The 22,192-nt window shown below is 51.5% G+C and carries 18 protein-coding genes and 1 pseudogene; 1 reads left to right on the top strand and 18 read right to left on the bottom strand.

The annotated features are described in order from the left end of the window. Positions 1-90 precede the first annotated feature (90 nt). The 18 genes and pseudogenes from NYE92_RS16665 to feoA all read right to left on the bottom strand — a co-directional run bounded on the left by NYE92_RS16665 (position 91) and on the right by feoA (position 21,303). Positions 91-2,109: a DNA topoisomerase III gene (locus NYE92_RS16665; RefSeq protein WP_259019185.1), complete on the bottom strand. Its 2,019-nt coding sequence runs from the start codon at positions 2,107-2,109 to the stop codon at positions 91-93. A gap of 11 nt (positions 2,110-2,120) precedes the next feature. Further along, positions 2,121-2,843: a PFL_4669 family integrating conjugative element protein gene (locus NYE92_RS16660; RefSeq protein WP_259019184.1), complete on the bottom strand. Its 723-nt coding sequence runs from the start codon at positions 2,841-2,843 to the stop codon at positions 2,121-2,123. A gap of 252 nt (positions 2,844-3,095) precedes the next feature. Beyond that, positions 3,096-4,349 carry an STY4528 family pathogenicity island replication protein gene (locus tag NYE92_RS16655; protein ID WP_259019183.1) on the bottom strand — a complete coding sequence of 418 codons (1,254 nt, stop codon included), beginning with the start codon at positions 4,347-4,349 and terminating at the stop codon, positions 3,096-3,098. 78 nt (positions 4,350-4,427) lie between these two features. Next, positions 4,428-4,658, bottom strand: coding sequence for a hypothetical protein (locus tag NYE92_RS16650; RefSeq protein ID WP_028722020.1), 231 nt, complete (start codon positions 4,656-4,658; stop codon positions 4,428-4,430). Beyond that, complete coding sequence (locus NYE92_RS16645; protein WP_028722021.1) at positions 4,658-5,254, bottom strand: DUF2857 domain-containing protein; 597 nt, start codon at positions 5,252-5,254, stop codon at positions 4,658-4,660. Before NYE92_RS16645 ends, NYE92_RS16650 begins: the two co-directional genes overlap by 1 nt. Positions 5,255-5,338: 84 nt before the next feature. After that, positions 5,339-6,022 carry a DUF2786 domain-containing protein gene (locus tag NYE92_RS16640; protein WP_259019182.1) on the bottom strand — a complete coding sequence of 228 codons (684 nt, stop codon included), beginning with the start codon at positions 6,020-6,022 and terminating at the stop codon, positions 5,339-5,341. Continuing rightward, positions 6,012-6,269, bottom strand: a complete 258-nt coding sequence (locus tag NYE92_RS16635; protein ID WP_259019181.1) for a TraR/DksA C4-type zinc finger protein — start codon at positions 6,267-6,269, stop codon at positions 6,012-6,014. The genes NYE92_RS16640 and NYE92_RS16635 overlap by 11 nt, the downstream gene beginning before the upstream one ends. Continuing rightward, a complete protein-coding gene (locus NYE92_RS16630; RefSeq protein WP_259019179.1) occupies positions 6,262-7,974 on the bottom strand; it encodes a ParB family protein in 1,713 nt (570 codons plus the stop codon). Before NYE92_RS16630 ends, NYE92_RS16635 begins: the two co-directional genes overlap by 8 nt. Continuing rightward, positions 7,971-9,335, bottom strand: coding sequence for an SPI-7-type island replicative DNA helicase (gene dnaB-PI, locus NYE92_RS16625; protein ID WP_259019177.1), 1,365 nt, complete (start codon positions 9,333-9,335; stop codon positions 7,971-7,973). Before dnaB-PI ends, NYE92_RS16630 begins: the two co-directional genes overlap by 4 nt. Continuing rightward, a complete protein-coding gene (locus NYE92_RS16620) occupies positions 9,328-10,242 on the bottom strand; it encodes a ParA family protein (protein ID WP_259019175.1) in 915 nt (304 codons plus the stop codon). Before NYE92_RS16620 ends, dnaB-PI begins: the two co-directional genes overlap by 8 nt. 1,053 nt (positions 10,243-11,295) lie before the next feature. After that, positions 11,296-11,715 (bottom strand): hypothetical protein, encoded by a 420-nt coding sequence (locus NYE92_RS16615; RefSeq protein ID WP_019105619.1) that lies wholly within the window; start codon positions 11,713-11,715, stop codon positions 11,296-11,298. 59 nt (positions 11,716-11,774) lie between these two features. After that, positions 11,775-12,386 carry a hypothetical protein gene (locus NYE92_RS16610; protein ID WP_072137759.1) on the bottom strand — a complete coding sequence of 204 codons (612 nt, stop codon included), beginning with the start codon at positions 12,384-12,386 and terminating at the stop codon, positions 11,775-11,777. Positions 12,387-13,453: 1,067 nt separating this feature from the next. Next, positions 13,454-13,602: pseudogene (locus NYE92_RS16605) on the bottom strand (transposase); the annotation flags it as partial. A gap of 595 nt (positions 13,603-14,197) precedes the next feature. Continuing rightward, the gene (locus NYE92_RS16600; protein ID WP_014595139.1) at positions 14,198-15,193 is read right to left on the bottom strand and encodes a glycosyltransferase family A protein; all 996 of its coding nucleotides are present in this window, start codon (positions 15,191-15,193) and stop codon (positions 14,198-14,200) included. Positions 15,194-15,595: 402 nt separating this feature from the next. Beyond that, positions 15,596-16,900, bottom strand: coding sequence for an oligosaccharide flippase family protein (locus tag NYE92_RS16595; protein WP_014606871.1), 1,305 nt, complete (start codon positions 16,898-16,900; stop codon positions 15,596-15,598). Then, on the bottom strand, positions 16,897-17,895 hold the full coding sequence (locus NYE92_RS16590) for a glycosyltransferase (protein ID WP_259019174.1): 999 nt from the start codon (positions 17,893-17,895) through the stop codon (positions 16,897-16,899). Before NYE92_RS16590 ends, NYE92_RS16595 begins: the two co-directional genes overlap by 4 nt. Positions 17,896-18,757: 862 nt before the next feature. After that, entirely contained in the window at positions 18,758-21,079 is a 2,322-nt protein-coding gene (gene feoB / locus NYE92_RS16585; RefSeq protein WP_259019173.1) for a Fe(2+) transporter permease subunit FeoB, read from the bottom strand. Next, on the bottom strand, positions 21,079-21,303 hold the full coding sequence (gene feoA / locus NYE92_RS16580) for a ferrous iron transporter A (protein WP_013024283.1): 225 nt from the start codon (positions 21,301-21,303) through the stop codon (positions 21,079-21,081). The genes feoB and feoA overlap by 1 nt, the downstream gene beginning before the upstream one ends. Before the next feature lie 433 nt (positions 21,304-21,736). Between feoA and cspA the strand changes: the two genes are divergently transcribed. Next, positions 21,737-21,949, top strand: coding sequence for an RNA chaperone/antiterminator CspA (gene cspA / locus NYE92_RS16575; protein ID WP_014606872.1), 213 nt, complete (start codon positions 21,737-21,739; stop codon positions 21,947-21,949). The last annotated feature ends 243 nt before the right edge of the window (positions 21,950-22,192 follow it).

Below are 22,192 nucleotides of genomic sequence, written 5' to 3'. Positions count from 1 at the left end.
TGCTGACGGAGCCCGCAGTCACGGGGTGCGGCTTCAGAGCCGGCGTCACAATAACAAAGGCGCTACCCGCCCGCAATCGGATAACACGGGTTAATTCTTTTTTGTTTTTGGCGACTTAGCTCTGCCTGAGCTTTTACGCCTGCCAGTATCCAGACTGATGATGCCTTTGCATTCCGGGTAGCGAGTACAGCTGCGGATTTCTCCTTTAGGGCTCCTGCGCAGGGCGGTTTTGCTGCCGCAGAGCGGGCACGGAGGCGAAGGCGGCACCCGGATGCTGATGCGCTGCTGCATTCCCTGGCTGACCAGCGTCGAGGTCCAGGCGGTCTGACGCTGCAGAAAGTCACTCAGGTTCATACGGCCGGCAGCCACTTCGTCAAGCGCCTGCTCCCAGAGCGCAGTCATACCCGGGTCGGTCAGCTGCGGTGGCAGGGCATCAATGACGTCCGCCCCCAGGTCTGTTGCCAGAAGTTTACTGCCTTTGAGCGTGATGAAACGGCGGCTCAGCAGCTGCTCGATGATGCCAGCCCGCGTTGCTTCAGTGCCGAGCCCGGCGTTTTCTTTGAGGATTTTACGCAGTTGAAGGTCGGTGACGTACGCAGCGGCGTTCATCATGGCACCAATCAGCGTGTCAAAAGTGTAGTGTGCAGGCGGCTGGGTCATCAGTTGCTTAACTTCTGCGCCAGTAACGCCGCACTGTGCCCCTTTGTTGAGCGGTGGCAGGGAACCTGCGCTGTCTTCCTCAGCAGTGTCCTTATCTTCTTCGTCCTTAGTAAACAGCACTTTCCAGCCCTTTAAGACTTCAGTTCGGCCAGTTGTGCGGAACAACTGGCCACCAATATCAAAGGAAATGCGCGTCGCATCTGACTCGCAGAGCGGCAGGAACTGGGCCAGATAGTTGCGGCGGATAAGCAGGTAAACCTGACGCTCAATCTCAGTCAGGGCGGACAGCTGAACGGCGTTGCGCGTGGGGATAATGCCGTGGTGCGCCGTGATTTTTTTATCGTTCCAGATGCGGGAAGCAAACCCTCTGTCCAGCTGTGACAACAGGGATGCGAACTCAGGTGAGGGGTCAGTACGTGCCATGGCATCAAACACGGCCGGGATTTCTTCCCGCATAGACCTCGGCAGCCAGCCGCAGTTTGTTCGGGGATAGGTCGTGGCCTTGTGCTTTTCATACAGGCTCTGAGCAGTGTCCAGCACCCGCTGTGGCGACATATTCCACATCTTGCCACAGGCCCGCTGCAGCGTTCCCAGTGAAAAGGCCAGCGGGGCGGCTTCTTTCTCCCGTTTTGTTTCGTACTCCGTCACGGTTGCAACACCCGCCTGACGGCAGAGCTGCGCCACCTGCTGAGCAATATTTTGGTGAATACAGCGCTTTTCCTCATCAGCATAGACGGCGGCAGGCACCCACGATGCCTGAAAACTGACACCTGAGGCGCTGAGCACAGCCTTAACCTGCCAGTAGGGCTTCGGCACGAATGCGGCAATCTCGCGGTCGCGACGAACAACCAGTGCCAGCGTGGGCGTCTGTACCCGCCCGACTGAGACCACTCCCTCAAAACCGGCTTCAGCCGCCCGGAGGGTATACAGTCGGGACAGGTTCATGCCGACCAGCCAGTCCGCGCGTGAACGTCCCAGCCCGGCATGGTACATCCCGACCGAAGCCTGTCCCGGACGCAGGTCGCTCAGAGCAGCCCGGACGCTGAGCTCGTCCAAAGCCGAAAACCAGAGGCGCAGAATCCTCCCCTCCCAGCCGCAGTAGTCCAGCAGTTCGCGGGCGATGACTTCACCTTCACGATCGGCGTCGGTGGCGATGACCACCTCATCAGCCTGCCTGAGCAGTTTCTCAATGACCTTAAACTGATCCTGCGTGTCCTTTTTAACGACAACCTGCCACCTTGAAGGGAGAATTGGCAGTGCAGACAGAGACCAGGGCTTGCCGTACTGCTGGCCGTAGACCTCTGGCGGTGCGGTCTCCAGCAGATGGCCTACCGCCCAGGTGACCGTCACGCTATTACCCGTCATAAAACCGTCACCGCGCCGGCTCGCCCCCAGCACAGCGGCGAGGTCACGACCCTGAGAAGGCTTCTCACACAAAAATAACCGCATCACCGGCCCCGCTATTGACCGGCTTTATAACGCAGGCGCAGAAGGCTTACGCTCGCTTCATTAACGGGCGGGGAAAACGCCGAGCGCTTTTCTCCGAGAAGGACAGCGCGATCGGGTTCACCGGCCGCCTCACATGCAGTGCGCCATGTCTCGTTATCTTCAGCAGCGTCAAGACGGGTTGCGCCTACTTTGCGATAGCGTAGAACAGAACCATAAATCTCTCTCAGCAGACGGCTTCCGCTGCCCAGCATGTCATAACGCTGACTTCGGGAGATGACACCGTAATGGGCAGCCTGCAAAACCCTTTTTGCATACTGATCAAAACCCATCAGTAAAAATACGCACCGGTAACCGAGGGGGGTACCACTGAATACCGTCAGATCCAGCGTTTCAGTTGCCTGTGCATCCGTAATACTGACGCCAGCAGGCACGAAACTCATCTGCTTATCAAGGGATGCGATAAGTTCATTCATCTGTTGACTGGCATGCTCAATCTTTTCTTCAAGGGTCAGCATGGCCATATCAGCCCAGGGTTCGTTTTGCTGAGAATCCCGGTTGATCTGTGTGGCACGATGAAGAAACTGGGGCATTCCCATAATAGGCTGCTTTCCCTTTTTACCGTCTTCACGCTTCTCCGCTTTGCGGCCTTCCCATAAACCAATCGCATAATTAGTGTGCAGTTCAATTCGTAGTTCAGACTGAAGCACACCGGCCCTGTTTTTCTTCTCTGCCATCGTTAATACCTGCATTCAGTTAAGATGAACCGGCATCATCCTGAAAGCGCAGTTTTAACAACAGCCTGAAACTCATAATCCCGTTCGCCTAATTACAGTCTGTTTAATTTTTGACCTTGTTGCGCCCCGCAACAAGGCTGTTTTTTAACCAGTTGCGGGCTAATCAGGTTTGGCCCGCCATTAATATTACCCTGCTGGTTGTTTTTTAATCTTGTTGCGCCCCGCAACAAGGTGGTTTTTCATACAATGTTATTATGGCGCTTTGGTAAACTGCTGCCTGATAGCGGCAATGACAGCGATAACCTGTTCAGCCGATGCCCGGTTCTCAGGCAGCACCGCAGCAGCGATGGACGAGGTGGAATACTGTGCAGGCCTGTCTGCGGCAACGTTGACAGGTGCCGATCCACTCCGGACTGCGGGTGTGTCCGGGGCATCAGACTGCCGAAATTCGCCCTGTCTGGCGCGTTTCAGCATGGTGAACATCCAGCCGGCAGGATTCGCCAGGCGGCCTTTGCGCAGCTGCGCCTGCAGCAGGCCGCTCAGCCCTTCAGCCACCGGCACCGGCAGCGCACCGAACTGCTGACTCACCATCTGGCGGTCTTCGCTGCTCAGCATGGCCAGAAAGCTCTCTGGCAGAACCGGCGCGTCAGGGACGTACGTTTCTTTAATCACACTCTGTGTTAAAGAACGTACGTTACGGTTCGAATTTCGAACTCGGTTGTAACTAACTGATTTCAGGCTGAGTTCGGATTCCGTACTCAGTGATTTTCGACCCTGCGCATGACTGAGTTCGGATTCCGAACTCAGTGTTAAAGGTGATTTTTCAGCTGCTTTCTGACTGAGTTCGTTTTTCGAACCCGGTCGTGCCGCGCCGTTTTTACGCATCATGGCCATCGGCGTTGAAGGGGCATTCATGCGACTTTCAATCAACGCCAGACGGCTGTGGCGATGGCGCATACTCTTGTCCAGAAGAATGTCGTTGATGATGGCCAGCGCCGTCATGCGCACGGACTTGTTCCGGCTCAGGCAGCTCTGCTCAACCAGCGTCAGCCAGCCCGGATCGAAGGTCTCCGCATCACGGTAGCCCAGCGGCTCATCGTGCTGGGCATAGATGTTGCCGCGAACCCGGCCGCCCTCGTCGCGCACCTTTTTGCACAGGCTTATCCAGCCCGTGAGCCGTAGCATCAGCAGCGTGCGGCTCACGGTTTCACGCGAGGCTCTCTCAGAGTGCGCCGAGGCGAGCTGCGCCTGCAGTTCGTCATAGGTCGGAAACACCGCTCCCTCATTCTGCTGCGCGTAAAGCCGTATCATCACCCAGGCCGTTTTATCAAGCGGCGACAGGCGCGTGTCAAGAAAGAGCCGGCGGGGAAACGCGTCGTGGACGTTGCCCATAAACAACAGGCCGCTACGTTCCTGACCGGCGTCGCCGTTAACTGCCCTGCGCTCAAGGCTTTTTTCCATGCGTGACAGCGTGTGCGCCACGATGCTGTCGGCGGGTATGTTCATTTTTTGCTCCCCTTTTTTGCCTGAGACAGCACAGTGCCGGGATTAACCCGGCACCGTCTGGTCATCGCTGGTCGTCCGTTACCGGCGTATTTCACGGTTGTACGTCTCATGATCCATCAGCCACCACTGCCGGCCTCCGTCCTTGCTGAGAATACGCCAGCAGGGACCGACATCAATCTTGAGGTAGCCGTTGAGGGCAAGCCGCCGGAACACCTTTTTGCCGCTGCAGACCGCAAGAAACAGTTGCTGAGACCGGCGGCGAACCGACGGGGAAACCTGCTGACGCCGTGTAAAGTCGTTTAATCTCATCAGGCCTCCTTACGCAGCGCAGATACTGAGGGAACCCGTTTTGATACCTCCCGGCACCACTGGCAGACCTTCGTCCACACGGCGGTCAGCGACAGGCCGTGAAGCTCAGCCGCGAGCATCATCGCCTCCAGCGCCTTGTGTGATTCCGGCGACTCAAGCCCGGTGTTTTTCCACTCGTCCCACAGAAGCGCATCCTGCTCCTCGGTCAGAGACTGCGTCCGGCCCTGGCGGCTCTCGATGCCCATCAGCCGGCGACGGCTGCTGACGTCCGAAGGTGACATGCCAAAGTATTTGTCCATCAGCTCCATAGAGCCACCCAGCTCAAGGGCGCGGTCGATCATAAGCATACGGGCCTGCTCGTTGCGGGCCTGGTTGAGTATCAGCCAGAAGTTCTCGTGGTTGAATTTGACGTCCAGAACGGACACCTTCGACTGACCGATATAGTGCAGCTCGTCGAGGCTGAGGCCGCTGAGCGCCCGGATTTCCTCAACCGACAGGCCCAGCGATTCGCAGCGGCGGATATTGCCGCTCTTGAGGTCCATCAGCAGCGAGCTCAGAATGCTGGCTGTCGCGCCGGGAAGGTTTTGCTGGTTCACAGACCACCTCCCGTACTGACCTGGCTGGTCAACTGGATTGCATCAAAGAGCCAGCCCGACAGGCAGGCCCCCAGTAAGAGTGTGTTAATCATTGCGCGTGTCTCCCGCCGTAAGCTGCTTATTAGCCTGCGCCCCTGTCAGGCCGTGACTGAGTTCGGCCTGACGGCCTGCGAACTCGGATAACGTCTGCCCCGAATGCCGCTGCGCAAGCCAGCGCTGTAGCACCTGATTCTCACCGTCAGGCGTACTGAAAGACTGCAGAACGTGCCAGACGCCGGAGACCCAGCCTTCACGGAACTGGTCGGCGCGGCCGCGCAGCGTGCTCCTGAGAATGCGGCGCTTGCGGTAAGTAGACATATGGCTGTCGGTAGCCGCCCGCAGCTTGCGCTGCAGGACGGTATAGATATAGAGGGCCAGCTCGGGGCGCTCGCCGAAGCCGTAAAAATGAAGTGACCGGCGTATCATGCGCAGTCCGCCCGGGCTCACATAGCCGTACCAGCCAAACCAGCACCGGCAGCCCGTGGCCATGTACACCACCGTGGCCAGCGAGTGCATCCAGGCGGGCACTTTCTCGGCGTTGCTGGTCAGCTGTTCGCAGACCGATTCACCTATCTCACTCAGCGTAATCTGTTCGTCATTCAGGCCGTGACGGCGCATAAGCCGCTGGGCCAGCGCAACCGCCCGGGCGGCTTCATGGTCGTTGCTGTTCTTCGCCCCAAGGGCCATAAGGCGACGGATGCGCCGGGTGAGTTTTGACTTATCTGCCATGACGACCCCTCCCGTCACCGCCCGTCATGTGGCGGCTCTTTTTCTCCTCGAGATACTGGCAGTCGGCGCAGAGTTCCGCACCCGGCACGGCACGCTGACGGGCAATAGGAATGCCAGCACCGCAGCACTCACAGAATTCGTTTGACGGCCTGTCAGAGCGGAGCTGCGACCGGACGGCGTCAATGCCGCGCTGAATGAATAAGGCCGTACTGGCCTGTGCCATTTCGTCGTTCAAATCATCAGACATTTTCTCCCCCTTTTGCGGCAAGGCGCTGCAGCTCTCGCAGGCGGCGAATGATGCGGATAAGGCGCATCATTTTGACCACCATGACGTCGTCAAATACCGGCGTGTCAGCCGGTTTCTGTGAACCAAAAAAATTGAGACAGAACATGAACATGTTGCACTGCTGATTGGGCAGGCAGCCGGAAAGGCCTGAAAGGAACAGGCTGAATTCTCTGCTGCCGCCGGATACGGAAAAACCGGCAGACTCAGGGCTTTTGTCCTCACTGATGTCGCTTACACAGCCCATCCCCTCGGCAATTTCGTAGACCAGCCGGTAGGCCATATCCTGAAGATGCTCAACATCATCCTGCATAGCCGGGATCAGCCAGATGTCGCTTACGGGCTCAAGGCCGGTTTCGGCAAAGCTCACTGAGCCGGCTGACACTGGCACCGCATCGTCCTGCTCACCAAACGCCGAGGCCAGGGATAAACTCCCCGGAGAAACCAGCCCCGTGCCGTGTTCCGCGTTACTGCTGACGCCGTCACCGGTAATAACGGGACGGCCACCAAAGAGATCATTCTGGATTTCACTGCGCGGAAGACTGCCGGTGCTAATGCCCTGACTCTCAGGCAATACCATGTTGACTGCTGGCTCAGGAGCCGGTTCGGGGCGGGTTGAACCCGTGAGGGTGCCTGAGCGCAGGCCGGTGACGGGCGTGACGGCGGTCGGGTCATCCGGCAGAACGGTGACAGGGGGAGCCTTCCCGCCAGAACCTTCTGACAGGCGAGTGGGCGTCAGCGGCGGCATGGCCGGCGGCTCACCAAACTGCTCGCGGCGTTTCTGTTCTTTAGGGTCGAGCTCTATCAGCCAGCGGTCATAGTTGAGGCTGGGGTGTGGCAGAGCCTTCACCAGTTGCCCGATAAACTCATCCCTGAAAACTTCCAGGGAATAACTGTCCGGCTCATCAAATACGCGGCAGGATTCGCCAAAAACGTTATCGAGAGTGACGCTGGGGTTGACGTCGCCACTGAAAGATTTCCAGACCTTCAGTGCTGAGGAACGCAGGCTGAGCAACGGCATAACCTGCCCCCGACTCATACCGCTTTCAAGCATTCGTGGCATGTATGGGTAGAGATAATCAAGCGTGTCTTCCATTCGACTAATGCTTGAACTGTCGATTGGATATCCCTCTCTCCCCAGTAGCTCTGAAAGCTCACGTAATGTTACGTTACGTGAAAGCTGTTCCTCGTATATAACCCGCGCTTTATGTACGCCTAAGGCTTTATCTATATATGTCAGGTCACCCCTGACCTCATTCTCAGCAAGATGACCTACCAGGCATTTCAGCCGACCCGGCCAGGGTTTAAAGATGGTGTGAACACGATAAAAGCGATCATCCCCCGTCTCCTGCCAGAGTTCACACAGTATTTGATAGCGGGTATTCCCGCCATCGCTGAATATATAGACGCCATCACCGTCCGGATCTAGGGTGACTTTAGGTACGGAATCCAGACCACGCGCACGTACAGAAGCCTTTATATCTTCGTAACGGGGATTTTTTGCATTACGGGGGTTATCCGGATTGGGCCGGAGCTGATCAAGTGTCAGTATCATGGCCATTTCACTGACAGGAACGTGAGGCGAAGCTGCACTGTCACTCTGCTGTACAGGCGACTTCCCCCGCTGCAGCATCGCTGTGCCCAGGTTCAGGTTGCGCACGTTACTCATGCAGACCTCCCGGCATCGACCTGGAGATTTTCAAAGCGGGTATACCGGCCCTCAAAGCGCAGGCGCAGGGTGCCGGTTGGACCCTGACGCTGCTTGCCGATAATGAGTTCAGCCAGGCCCCTGTCCGGGGAGTTGTCGTTGTAAACCTCGTCACGGTAAACAAAGATGATGACGTCAGCATCCTGCTCAAGGGCACCCGAGTCACGCAGGTCGCCGCAGTTGGGGCGTTTGTCAGCACGGCTTTCCAGTGAACGATTGAGCTGGGACAGCGCCACCACCGGACAGCCCATCTCTTTCGCCAGCGCCTTGAGCGAACGGGATATCTCGGCAATTTCCTGGGTGCGGTTTTCCTGGTCCGGACAGCGCATGAGCTGAAGGTAGTCGAGACCAATGATGTCAGGGTTACCATAGCGGCGGGCATTACGCCGCGCACGGACGCGAAGCATGGCCGGTGTCAACCCGCTGGTATCATCAATGAGCAGTCGATCTTTAATATCCTTAGTCAGCAATGAGAAAACACCTGATACGCGGGCCCAGTCCTCTTCGTCCATCATTCCGCTTTTCATGCGGGTCAGGTCAACGTTGCCGAGCGAGGACACCACGCGCATCAGAATTTGTTCTTTTGGCTGCTCCAGACTGTAAAACTGGCCGTTGGATTCTGTTTTTTTCATCAGAGAATTCATGATGATGTTGATGAGCAATGCAGTTTTTCCCATGGAGGGGCGAGCAGCGACAAGAACAAGATCACCCGGCTGAAGACCGCTTGTGAAGGTGTCCAGTTCGTCAAATCCCGTTGGCGTGCCGGTGATACCGTCGGGCGTCTGGCAGCGGCGTTCCAGCTCGGCCGCCAGTTTTTCGAGACCGTCTATGATGGTCACGCCCTGTTGCGGTTCGGCTCGCTCTGCCAGCTGCGTTATTTTCTGCTCGGCGGACTCCATCGCAGCGGCGATATCCGCCCCCGGGGCGGTAGCAGATTCATGTATCTCATTACCGATGGCTGCCAGCTGGCGACCACGGCTGTAGCGGGCCACGATGTCGCAGTAGTGCGTGATGTTGGCCACGCTCGGGGTGTTTTTGGCAAGCTCAGCCAGGTAGGCAAAGCCACCCAGTTGCTCAAGCGAGTCTTTACCGCGGCTTTCAATACTTTCAGACAGCGTCAGAAGGTCAATAGGCCTGCCTGCTGCTACAAGGTGCGACATTGCCTTAAAAATTTCGCGATGAACCTTGTGGAAAAAATCATCCGAGCCTAAGCGCAGTACAACTTCATCCCAGCAGTCGTTATCCAGCATCAGGCCGCCAATGACGCTCTGTTCCGCATCCTGTGAATAAAGGCCCGGTATATTCCTGCGGTTATCAGACATTCACACCTCCGCTGGCAGCAAAAGCGTCAAAGCGCTCTTTAAACTCGGGGAACAGTTCACTCGCAAGCTTGTGCATAGAGTCAAATGCTGAATCGCTGACGCGGGACGTTTTGCTCTCAAGCCGGTGAACAGGGAGTCCGCTGGCATGGCCCTGCTCATAGACGGTGAGATCGTAAATACGCGTCTGCAGCATGGATATAGCTATTTCATCAGCATGAGCGCTGTACTCTCTGCTGTTAATGATGGCTTCGGCCTGCTCAAAGGTTGTTTTTGCAAGAGCTGTATATTTCATGCAGTTAACGAGCATGCGCACAGCCGGCAGTCTGATCCCGAATGCAGAGTAGGAACGCAGGTCCTCCATCAGCGCGACCGTTCCGCGTAAAAACTCCCTAACATCTGGCAGCACAGGCTTGACCATGCCAATCATTTCACCCGTCGAAGCCAGTATAATCAGCTCCAGCATTACGGATTTGGCACCCTGTGAATCAATCAGGATCACGTCATAGCTTTTAAACAAAGGAGCTGAGAGCGCATTGCGCAGACGTACACGACCATCGGGCACATTAAGCATGTGGGTCGGGAGAAGATTACGGGGATCGTTCGATGCAATGAGATGAAGGTTATCGATGGCGGTGCGGGAGATGATGTTATCAGCCACTGACAGGTCTGCATTCTGCATAAGCAGTTCATACAATCCGCAGGGGGCTTCATAAGTCAGAGGAAATATACTGCTGGCCGTTGGCTGGGCGTGATCGCCATCAATGATGAGAACTTTGAGACCTGCATCGGCCAGAAATCCGCCAAGATTAGCGGTTTGAGTGGACTTACCTTCACCGCCCTTTGTCGAGACGACAGGGATAACTTTAACCCTAGTAGGATTTGTGCAACTTACTGATTTTGAATGCATTTAATCTTACCTGTTTTGGAACAGGTTCGATTTAACATATTGGTAACTTATAGCTACGAAATTTAACATTTAAACGCGGGGATTGAAAATCCCCGTGTCCCTGGTTCGATTCCGGGTTCGGGCACCATATTATTGTCTTGGGATAGCTTAGTCAGTCCGGAGACATAAAAATCAGTACGTTAAATAAACCCGATGATATCACTGAATATCAACGGGTTTTTTTATATCTGGATTTTGGGGCATAACTGCAAGCTCGTGGGTTCGATAAACGCTGGAACCCCCATCAATACGCCATCCGCACTGCCACGCTGCTCAATGAACCTGACAAGCTGCAGCAACATCATTCAACGAACAGCGCTATGCTCTGGCAATCCATGCAAGCACGACACGCGTCGCCAGTAGGGTTATATTTCGGCGTGACAATCCCGGCAGCTGATTTTGCAGATGTGGGGGCGAAATGGCGATCGGTAAAGGCCCGCAAACAGTTTTATGCGGTTTAGCGAGGCGCGACGCTGATATCGGATCCGCCCTGCAAAACCCCATGAGGGAATAATGTGATCGCGGCCTGTCCGTTGATTAGCAGACAGGAATCCGTCACGGCGTGCTGCGAGTCGCTGATTTCAAGATCTGTTTTTTCTGGCAGGAAAGGATATTCATCGCTGTTTAGATAAATTTGTGCACAACCGACACGTCTTAAAGCGTAGTGTCAATCACCTGAGAACAGAACCTGACATTTCTTTCAATGTGTGCCCGACGCATTACTGAAGATGGACGGGCGTACAGGGTATTTAATTCCCTGCCAGATACATTTAATGCAGCCAGACCGAAACTGGCTAGCCCTGATTATAACTGGATTAAACTCGGGGTCAGGATTAGACGTTAGGATATAATGATAAGGTTAAATCTGATTGAGGCGGCGCGGTGCCAGAGCGCTAACGACGAAATCCGTTCTACATCAATTATTCATAAAAACGAAAGTCAGTCGTAAAGCATCGGTAAGGAAAGTTTAAAAAGGAGGATGAGATTGAATCTCATCCTCCTTAACCAGGGATTTTATAAATACCAATCAGTTACAATATTGTTTGTATCAAAAATCACCGATAAATAATTACTATGTTGTTCTGTATTGCCAGTCAGTTTACCGGATGCTTTTGTCATTGAATTAGAGGCATCTTGCGCACCCGAAGCCATGCCAACGGCGCTGGAGAGAGCACTGGCACCCGGAATATATCCCAGGACGCTTGATGCAGTGCTTAAGTTTCCACCCTTGTAGTAACGCCAGGTGACCGAACCGTTTGAGGATGAACTTTGATCGTCAGGCACGCCATAAAGCGCTTTGACTTCAGCCTGTGTGGTTTTGTTGGCTATGATATGGGATGAAACATAAGTGCGGCTAAATTTATCCTCCCCACCCGATGTGCTACATCCTGTTAATACGAACATTATTGTGAAAAGAACCATGATGCTTTTCATTTTTTTCTCCATGAGTTGTGAACGACTGACCGCTTTATGGAATCGATAAAAAAGGTGAGTTAGCTTTTATTAATATTGAATGTCTTGAGTTTGAATAAACACCCGCTTGCCCCTTTTAAAGGCTTCGCGTCAACAGGTATAGACGTGAGAAAATCACCGGCAGTACTTACGGAACATCCCGCGGTATCCATTGCTGAATCATCAAAACCCCATTTTAAGCCACCTGACCACATACAGACCTCTTGTTTACCATTACTCCAGGCAGTACAGGGAATACCTTTATATTGCTTTTCTCCCGTTATTTTCCAGCCGACAGACTGGGCATTCTGATGATTTTGAATGCGACTGTCGCTGTCGATAGCCTGATACATTCCTTCCTCTGCAGCATCTTTAACTTCGTTTTGGTCTGTGTGTTCTTCGAGTGTAATCATACAGGCATGTTGAGCATCCTCACCCTCAGCGCCCATCGTCCAGCTGACTTCCTTAGCAACCTGATGATGTCCATCAATAGATATCTCTACTTCTCCCTTACCCAGCCTGGCCTCATCTTGTGCTGAAAGCGCTTTGAAAGGCATACCGGAACCCTTGCAGGCATCAAGTTTCACTTGATAATTCTTGCGTGCAAGGTTTTCACCATTTGGCAACCACTCCCATTCAAGTACCACATGCATTGTCGGGAGCGCCAGGGCACTACCCTCTGAATGAGAGGCTTTGTCACTGTTTTCTTTATAGTCGTCTTGATTATCTGTGGCAGATAATATTCGAGCAGACTGGGCATAAGCACCACTGCCAGAAAAAAAACAAAAAATAAAAGCGATAAGCGCTGAAATGAGCGCCGCTATGCTTCTGTTAAAAAAAGCGTTGTGTGTCTTTTTTACGAAGCATAATGGAATGTTTTTTTGTTTTTTTTCATTTTTACCTTCAAGTAATTTTTACTATAAAGCTTCAATGAAAGTTAATATCAAGTAAATCTGGCATGACAGATTTATTTGATATCAATATTATGACCAGGTAGCTTTAACGCGTTGATTTTGATACCCGTGTGTTGGGAATCAACTTCGCACCTTCAGGTCTTTTCGGACAAACGCCAGAAGAATACCCTCTGGTTATTAGGCCATTTTCAACACGAAAACGCTGAAAGCAGGTGGCATATTGAGGAATAGAATGCCATATGGTTGAGTCGCTGCCATTTATTTGCCACCTGTACTGGTAAGCCAGTATGCTGCAACCCTTACTCAGGGTTCCGCTTTTTTTTGGTGGCCTCCATGACATAACAAGGTCATCTGCCGATTCCCCAACCTGTGATGCAGCGATATTCGAACTTGTCTGGTATCGTTGATTCATCATTAAATTACTCAGGGGCAATCCTGCACATCTATTTAGAGATTTTAGGGTTAACAACGCAGAAAGTCTTTTCATTTCCCTCTCCAGACAGAAGTGAAAGCTGTCAGGTGTGTCAGTGTAAAACTTTATTAAATGTTGCTAAATTGTAACCTTTCTATGCTTTTTTTACGGTTAATGCAAGCGCAAAACTTACAAAAAATTACATAGGCTGCTATTAATTCAAATTGGAATGATTGCCGATATCGTTACCCATTGTTTTTTTGATATTTTTTATTTAATAATATTTTAATGAATCGTTTGATACTTTTGCATCTCTTTCCAATTCGGCAAAACGCGTTTCATGCATTCGATTCAGAATTATTAATTTATATTCTGACCGTTCATTATTACAGAAAGAATCCGGACCTGACGTCTTTATCCCTGCGTGAAGCGGTGGGTGGGAATATCGAGGCGTAGTGCGAGACTGGAAACAGAATGGCCGCGATCAACGACCTGTTTCACTGCTTCGATTTTAAACGCTTCGGGATAACGCTTACCGCTCATGGACACCTCTCATTAAGTCATTTCAACTGACGCTGAGAGGGCGGTTAAACCCGTGGCGATTGACTGAAAATGGGTATCGATCCTTTAAAAGACATCAGGCCACACACTATCGCGGCTATTTTGGAATTCGTCTACAGTTCAGCTTACGACATCTGGAAAGAACGCGAGTCTGAAGCCACTTATTATGATGTTCTTGATGACGTTTTTTCTCTTATTGAAGAGGGGATAAATCACTCTTGTCTATCATAATCCATCAATCTCATGGGGTCGTTGCCCGATGCTGGCATTGATCAAAGCGATAAAACCCACCCAGCGAGCTCTTATTCCGCGTTTCAACTGGACGTGACGACCTGCCAGACGGGTTATTATATCGCTCAAGGACACTGACTGAATTTGGGAAAATCACAGAGCGTTGGCTGACGGCGTTCAACAGCCTGCGCTCTTATGCATGCCTTAACAAACTGACGCTGGAAAAACAGCGCCTGATGCTGGCGATCCGGAAATCGCAAAACCAGGTAAAGTTAAAACAACAACATGCCCCGCCCTGCACCAGAAGACTGGTAGTGAATAATGAAAACAGGCGACAGTTTGAATCTTAAAAAAAACGCAATCTGTAGAGCATATACAGCACCAGATAGGCCGCTCTGGCATTGACGTTCATGACATGATACTTCACTTTCTCGCTTCTGTTTAACAGCCCCAGGACATTCTCAGGATAACGCTTCTCTTTAATACGCTTGATGCTGTTACGCACCTCATTAATATTCAGCGTGGTGTAGTACATCGCGGTCACGATCTGCATATCCAGCGTCAGCTTACGTTTGGTTATTCCAGTAGAAAAGCGGGCCATATCGCCGTTTTTATACTTAACCAGCAGCCTTTGATATAAGTCGTTGAGGTAATGTTTACGATCCAGCAGCTCTTCATACAGTACGCGTTTCTTTGAAAGCGAGTTCTCTACATCATCATAGTGATAGGAGGCACTGTCGAAAACAAACAGGTTATCGATGTAGTAGAAATAGTTAAGATTAAACAGGAGATCTTCACTCATCGAAATGCCTTTAGTGAAGCGAATACTAAAATCATCGATAATTTTTTTTCTGTAACACTTGTTATGAAGATAACCAATATTATCGCTGAGCTCTATCTCGCCTAGGACGGCCGGGATCTCGGGTTGCGTAAAATAACCGTAAGTCGAAAGGTCGCCCACGCGATCGCACTTGAGGTTCCCTACCATCAGATCAACAGGTTGTGGAATGCCTGAGTAAAGGTGCTGATGAAATACAGCAAGGAAATCACTGTCAACCCAGTCGTCGGAATCGATAAAGATAACATAGTCACCCGATGCCGCTTCCAGTCCAGTATTGCGGGCGACGCTAACTCCGGCATTATCCTGAGTAATGACTTTAAAATTATTGTACTGTTTGAACTCCTCAAGGATCGCAGCGCAGTTATCTTTACTGCCATCATTGACCAGAATGATTTCATAATTTTTAAATGTCTGGAGAAGAAGGCTTTGCAGCGTACGCATCACCGTTTTCTCGGCATTATAAACCGGTATTATTATACTGAATAAATATTTATCATTCATTTTAAAACCTCGTAACCAGCATACGTCATGGCACTATCGGACAGAGGAAAACTGGCGCTGTTTAGCCGCCTTCATTCCTTATCTCCCTGGAGAAAATGAGCTTTTTAATTATTTATAAATCCACGATCACAGTATAAAAGCGCTAAATTAAACTGACTATAAACAGGTATAATTCCGGCAACGAAGATCAGTAATTAACCTTAATCAAATACTGTAGATAAAATAATGAATGAAATAATAAAGGCATACGTACGCCTCCCGCAGGTTTGCAGGATTATAAAAATAATATTTATCTGAAGCCTACAGATAATCTACGAGGAAATTAAATCTCAATGAATGTATTTCAATATGATGAAAGGTATTATTTCTCAAAAATAATAATACCTTTCATAAAAGCTTAACTTACCGGCCAGAAAACAGGGTACGGTTAATCAGGAACCATAATTTACCCGGCTGGATGAATATTTTATGAATATTCATCATCGGCTGACCACGGAAAAAATAATTAAGAACGGTGAAAGCCATAAACTCGGTAATGACAACGCTTATCGCCGCTCCGGTGATGCCAAACAGCGGCACCAACGTTACCGTCGTTGCCAGACACACGGCCAACACACAAAACGTTTTTTTGATCAGATAACGATAACCGTTGTACTTGATGATGAATCTGTCCATTACGCTGCTCAGCACACCAAACATGGCACCAACGCTTAACAGCACCATGGGCGCAATTGCTTCGGTGTAGGCCGCGCCATAGAAATGCGCAATAAACCACGGGCCGACAAGGATGATGCCAAGGATCACACCAAGTGAGACGGCAATGACCAGCAACTGCAGTTTTTGGGCCCGCACCACGGCCACGTCAGGATCGCGTTCGGCAAACAGAGCCGGATAGAAAGAAGCCAGCAGCGCATTAGGCAAAAACACCCACGCCACTGACAACGTCATCGCGACCGAAAAAATACCCGCCTCTTTCAGGCCTAAAAACCATGAGACGCTGAGCTGATTCAGTCGGGTGTAAATGGTAATCGCGATAACCGACATCACCAGCGAACGCCCGGCCTGAAGGATATAGCGGCTGTAACGGCGAATATGGCTCAGCCTGGGAAGCGGCGGTCGTACCTGAGAATGCCTGTGATACCAGCCAAACACGCAAATTTTAATGACGAAAGGAATAAAAGTGGCCAGTACAATCGGAATCGCCAGCAACTCAGGTTCGAGCTGGTAGTACGAAATTCCATAGCGAATGCCCAGACTGATGAGCAGGCCGGTCAGATTCGCCATGACATTCAGCCTGGCATTCAACACCGCTTCGTTATAGATGTTAATCAGGTCGATAGCAGAAAACAGGCAGGCCAGCGCGGCGGCGCAGATAAAGACAAAAGCCTGAGCACTCATCTCCTCACGCATCACGATGATGCCAATCACAGACAACACGCAGTAGATGGCAAAGACCAGCATGACGGCGGGCACCATAAGCCGGATGCCAGAGCGGTGGTTCTGCGCAATGCGTTTGAGCAGAATGACGTCGCAGCCCATCATGGCAACCGACTGGATAAACTGGAATATCAGCATCGAAATTGCGATGACGCCGAACGTCACAGGCCCCACGTATTTCGCCACAAAAGAGGTGACGAACATCAGCCCAAAGACGGCAACCAGCTTCTCAATAATCATCCACAGGGAGTTTTGTAGCTTCTGTTTCACGACCGTGCCCTCAGCACATTCTGTGCGAAGTGACGCAGCCCCGATACCAGCCGCGGAGACAGAAAGAAAAAGGTGAAGTACAGGCTCCATGCATCCGGAATGACACCGGCGGCGCAATAAGCACGGTAATTTTGACGGTAGAGATCGATATATTGCTTAACAAACGCAGCGTTGAAGTCCCTACTGTGCAGTGCTTTGTAAATGTGCGAAGCGGTCACCTTCAGGAACAAAAAGTAGTAAAAGCGTTCATGGGGGCGCAGCAGCAGCATTTTAATTCCTGCAAACGCCCGGACATAGGTGAAGTGTTTTTCTTTAAGATCCGAACGCGTGGCAGAGTTTCTTGATTCGACATAGTGATAAACCACACGACGGCTAAACACGACCTGCCCGTGGCGCGCAGCAGACAAATAACTGATGACAAACAACAGATCTTCAAAGTTAAAGATATCTTCACGGAAGCGCAACTGCTGCTGCTGCACGATGTCTCGGCGGAAAAACTTATCGCAAAGACCGTGCCTGGGCGTGTGATACAGCAGTTCACTTATCGCCTTATCCGCACTCATACAGCGCTGTGTGTCGTTTTCTGTTACCTCTGACAGAGGTTCCCCATCATGAGAAAACGTACGCGATTCGCCTACGGCTAAAATTGCATCGTCCTTCATGAGCATCAGCCAGGTATCAAGTACACGTGGGGGCAGGAAATCGTCAACATCAACGAAAGAAATAAAGGTACCCTTTGCGGCGTCCAGCCCACAGTTACGCGCTGAAGAAACCCCGCCATTAGGCTTATCGATGATCAACACACCAGGATAATTCTGGTATTCATTCAACAGTTCAAGTGAATTATCGCTGGATCCATCATTCACCAGAATCAGTTCACAGCGCTCAGCCTGTGGCTGCTTAAGAATACTCTTAACGCAGCGCGCAATAAATTCGGCGCCATTGTAAACGGGCACAATAAATGACACTAAAGGGCCCTGCTGATTATTAATCATATAACCTCTGGTGTGACAAATTTATTAAAATGAAATGCAGAGAGATGGCCAGTTAGTCCCAACTATATTTTATTTGAACAATTTTTGGCTACTCTAAATCAGTCGTATGTAGGCACATCGTCAATTTTTGTATCAAAATGTTTTAAAGAACTCCAGTGATAAAAAAAACCAAAAAAAACAAAACAATAACAGATAAATTAGGAGTATTCTGTAATTTATAAAGGACCTGGAATACCGTCTGAAATGCACAAAGAATGGTATATTCCACTTTACATAAATGCGGATCGTTTTCGCAATAAGCCGGCTCTACAAACCGCCCCACAATGCGAAATCAGGACTCTCTTAATCGTAGTCTTACGGGGAGGAAGTGGGGATTCTGTCTCAGGAATAAGAATATCCTTATAATAGCCATAAAAATGCTAAAGGCGGCATAACTAAAAAATCAGCAAAGTCCACAACTAAATAAATATATAAAGCAGAAGACGCCATCGTGTTTAATTAACGTTTAACTTCATGCATCGATGTATTGAAGATATATCGCCACGCTAAATATTCACGCGGCTGATATATCGAATACTCTTTTTTGCTTAAACGGCCTGTTTTTTTAAACATCACATTTTGGCCGGTAGCCGTCATGCTCACACGGGCCTATGAGCACGCACTATGTATTGTACCTAAATCGAAACAGGCTGAGGGCCAATCAACTGCCGCGTGATTAAGGCTGTTGTCAGCGGGCGCAGTGGTTTTCAGGATCGGGGCAACTCACAACGCCCTGGCGTCGGACCATCAGTACCATTGCGCCCATCACGCCAACAGCAACAGAGGCGAGTTCCGGGCGCTGATTCGTCGCACGGCAAACGCCCTAACCTGTATGCTGATGTTTGGCGCATCCCTGGCAGCCCCCACAACCCACTGAGGTTGCCACGCTGGAAAAAGGCGTCACCTTCACGCGCGTGCTGAATCGCCGCAGCAGAACAAACACCACAGCGTTGACCATTACGACACCGATCAGGCAAAGCGCACTCACGCCAGGGTGGCTGCGGAAGCTGACGCTCTGATAAAACAGCGTGGCGACGGAATAGGCGACGTTTAAACCCCAAAAGAATGAAAACAGCATCCAGTTTCTTCCAGCCTCGCGGGCAATCGCCCCCATAACCGAGACGCAGGGCACGTAAAGCAGCACAAAAATTAAGTAGCTGTAAGCGGCAAAGCCGTTGCCAAACTTCGCACTCATCACGCCCATCTGCCTGGCATTTATTTCACTGTCTCCTTTGCTGGCCTCGATAGGATTTGCCAGCGCGCTCAGGCGAAATGCCGCTTGCAGACTGTTGCCGGTTTCTGTGAGTGCGTCGCCCAGCTCACCTAACAGATCAAAGTGCTGCGGATCAAAGGCACCGCTTTGCACATTTTCTCCGACATAGAGGCTGTTCAGCGTTCCAACCACCACTTCCTTTGCCATAATGCCGGTGACCAGGCCCACAGTGGCCTGCCAGTTATCCGGAGTGATCCCGATTGGCCGCAGTGCCGGCGTGACGACTTTGCTGGCTGAGGCCAGGGCGGACTGGTTGATATTGTCCACCGTCGATCCGTTAAACGAAAAGCTGCTGAGCAGACCGATAACCATGCTCACTAAAATGATGACCCGTCCGGCACGGATGATAAACATTTTCAGGCGCTGCCAGGTCTGGATCAGCAGGCTCTTGAGATGGGGACGGTGATAGACGGGCAGCTCCATCACAAACGGAGACGCTTCTCCACGCAGCAGGGTGTGTTTCAGGATCAACCCGGTGATAATCGCCACAGCAATGCCCAGCACGTAAAGGGAAAAGACCAGGCTGGCGCTGTAAGCCCCAAAAAACGTGGCGGCAAATACAGCAAAAATGGCCAGACGAGCCCCGCAGGACATGAAGGGCGCAATCAGCACCGTAAGTAAGCGCTCACGGGGTGTGTCGAGCGTGCGGGCGCCCATAACGGATGGCACATTGCAGCCAAAGCCGACGATTAAGGGAACAAAGGATTTACCGGGCAGGCCCAGCGACTGCATCAGGCGATCGATAACAAATGCCGCACGCGCCATGTAACCGGAATCTTCCAGAAAAGAGAGAAACAGATACATTAGGCCAATCTGCGGCAGAATCGGTAGCACGGTATTGATTCCGGCACCGATTCCCTGTGCCAGAAACACCGTCACCCAGTCGGGAAAGTGAAAGTGAAAACCCAGCCATTGCGTGCCATGAATAAACAGCGCCACCGAACCGCTATCGAATAGTGGCTGGAGGGCGGCACCAATATTGATCGACAGAACAAACATCAGGTACATCACACCCAGAAAAACTGGAATACCTGCCCACCGGTTGAGCACGATGCTGTCCAGTCCTTCAGTCAGCGTGCCCGGCGCCGACTGCTGAATATTACTGACGGCGGCACAGAGCGTCGCAATGGCCTGATAACGGCTGTCGGCGATCACCATCGCCGGATCGCCGCCAGCCGCCTCAACAATCTCGGGCAAATGCGCTACGGCCGCAGGACAAACCTCACGGCTGTGAACATCGCCTTCCAGTAGCTGTAACGCCAGCCAGCGCTGTTTTTGCGTGCTGATATCGCCGGGCATCATAGCGCGGAGCCGGGAAATCGCTGCTTCGATCCCGGACGGGTACACCACCGGCGGCGGCGCGATCTCTTTTTGCCAGCTATCAATGGCGTCTTTCAGCTTAGCGATGCCGTCAGCACGGGTAGAAGTCAGGGTGACAACCGGACAGCCCAGACGGGCTGAGAGTGCAGCGATATCAATGCGAATGTTATGGCTGGCCGCAATGTCCTGCATAGTCAGCGCCACAATGCAGGGAACCCCCAGTTCCAGTAACTGAAACGTCAGGAAAAGATGGCTCTCCAGGTTTGAACTGTCGATCACGTTCACAATCAGGTCGGCGTGATCGTCAAACAGGTATCGGCAGGCGATGCTTTCATCAACAGAGCCGTCCGCCGAACAGGTGGTGAGCGAGCGGGTGCCTGGCAAATCCACCAGTCGCACATCCGTTGTGGCGGTAAAAAACTGCCCTTCTTTACGTTCGACAGTGACGCCAGCCCAGTTGCCTACGCGCTGACGTGCGCCAGTAAGCTGGTTAAACAGCGTGGTTTTGCCGGTATTTGGGTTGCCAATCAGGCCTAGAGTCAATGTTTTCATCAGCGTATTTCTTCCAGCATGACGGACGCCAGGTCCTGCTGCCTGACCGCAAGGCTCACGCGACGCGTGCGGACCTGCACGGGATCGCCCAGCGGTGCGATCCGAACGACCTCAATCAGCGTGCCGGGTAACATGCCCATAGTTAATAATTTTTGCCGCCAGGCGGGATGAATAGAATGTTGGTATCCCCTGATGCGATAGGTTGTACCTGGTGTAATTTGCATGGCCTTATCCGTTCCGGTAACAGCAGAAAGGGATTATACAAATGATAACTATTCTTGTTTATTGATCTGGATGGGCAGAACCCCAGGAAAGCAGAAATGAATGGGGTGGTGGCGATCGGGATAAGCGGGCCTGTTCAACAACGGGCCGTGGCCAGCGCAAGGCCGTGCGCTGGCCGGGTTTGCTACATGGCCGCCTGCCTGTCTGACTTAAATAAAATTAAACCTTGCTTAATATGTTCAACCTCTATAGTGTAGCGACATCGGTTTGGAACACAGACCTTATGAAAGCAGTTTTAGTAAAGCAGTCCTCAGTTCAAGCGTCATTCCCAGATGCCCTTCTTCATGAGCCTCCTCCTAAGTGCCCAATAAGTAAAATCTGCAAAACAGGCCATCTTCGTCACCTTGCGTGGCTCAAAATGAAAAGGACACATCTATGTCAACTAAAATGACTGGTTTAGTAAAATGGTTTAACGCTGATAAAGGCTTCGGCTTTATTTCTCCTCAGGACGGCAGCAAAGATGTATTCGTACATTTCTCTGCTATTCAGAGCAGCGATTTCAAAACATTAGATGAAGGCCAGAAAGTGGAGTTCTCAATCGAGAACGGCCCTAAAGGTCCTTCAGCTGGCAATGTTGTTGCTCTGTAACAGCTGATGCCCTCACGACCGCTTACGATCGCGATGATGGCAACAGCCTGAGCAGTTAAGTCGTTGTGAAAAGAACCCGCCTTGTGCGGGTTTTTTTATGCCTGTCATAAACTGCATTCGCCCTTGCGGCAGCCTTCCAGAATATTTTTCGCCCTCCATTGCGCCATTGCGCCTGACATCCGCTAACTTCTGCATCGCTTGCACGAATAACGCCAGTGGGAGAAAAGCGCCGGGCATCAGGTT

Source organism: Pantoea sp. B566, assembly GCF_024793925.1.
In the GTDB taxonomy this organism is placed as follows: domain Bacteria; phylum Pseudomonadota; class Gammaproteobacteria; order Enterobacterales; family Enterobacteriaceae; genus Pantoea; species Pantoea ananatis.
This window is presented reverse-complemented; position numbering and strand designations above follow the sequence as displayed.

Coding starts and splice junctions, on each gene's coding strand:
- NYE92_RS16655 (WP_259019183.1), bottom strand. CDS start 4,349: ATGAACATACCCGCCGACAGCATCGTGGCGCACACGCTGTCACGCATG.
- NYE92_RS16600 (WP_014595139.1), bottom strand. CDS start 15,193: ATGAATGATAAATATTTATTCAGTATAATAATACCGGTTTATAATGCC.
- NYE92_RS16620 (WP_259019175.1), bottom strand. CDS start 10,242: ATGCATTCAAAATCAGTAAGTTGCACAAATCCTACTAGGGTTAAAGTT.
- NYE92_RS16660 (WP_259019184.1), bottom strand. CDS start 2,843: ATGGCAGAGAAGAAAAACAGGGCCGGTGTGCTTCAGTCTGAACTACGA.
- NYE92_RS16650 (WP_028722020.1), bottom strand. CDS start 4,658: ATGAGATTAAACGACTTTACACGGCGTCAGCAGGTTTCCCCGTCGGTT.
- dnaB-PI (WP_259019177.1), bottom strand. CDS start 9,335: ATGTCTGATAACCGCAGGAATATACCGGGCCTTTATTCACAGGATGCG.
- feoA (WP_013024283.1), bottom strand. CDS start 21,303: ATGCAAATTACACCAGGTACAACCTATCGCATCAGGGGATACCAACAT.
- NYE92_RS16640 (WP_259019182.1), bottom strand. CDS start 6,022: ATGGCAGATAAGTCAAAACTCACCCGGCGCATCCGTCGCCTTATGGCC.
- NYE92_RS16630 (WP_259019179.1), bottom strand. CDS start 7,974: ATGAGTAACGTGCGCAACCTGAACCTGGGCACAGCGATGCTGCAGCGG.
- NYE92_RS16590 (WP_259019174.1), bottom strand. CDS start 17,895: ATGATTAATAATCAGCAGGGCCCTTTAGTGTCATTTATTGTGCCCGTT.
- cspA (WP_014606872.1), top strand. CDS start 21,737: ATGTCAACTAAAATGACTGGTTTAGTAAAATGGTTTAACGCTGATAAA.
- NYE92_RS16635 (WP_259019181.1), bottom strand. CDS start 6,269: ATGTCTGATGATTTGAACGACGAAATGGCACAGGCCAGTACGGCCTTA.
- NYE92_RS16615 (WP_019105619.1), bottom strand. CDS start 11,715: ATGAAAAGCATCATGGTTCTTTTCACAATAATGTTCGTATTAACAGGA.
- feoB (WP_259019173.1), bottom strand. CDS start 21,079: ATGAAAACATTGACTCTAGGCCTGATTGGCAACCCAAATACCGGCAAA.
- NYE92_RS16665 (WP_259019185.1), bottom strand. CDS start 2,109: ATGCGGTTATTTTTGTGTGAGAAGCCTTCTCAGGGTCGTGACCTCGCC.
- NYE92_RS16610 (WP_072137759.1), bottom strand. CDS start 12,386: ATGCATGTGGTACTTGAATGGGAGTGGTTGCCAAATGGTGAAAACCTT.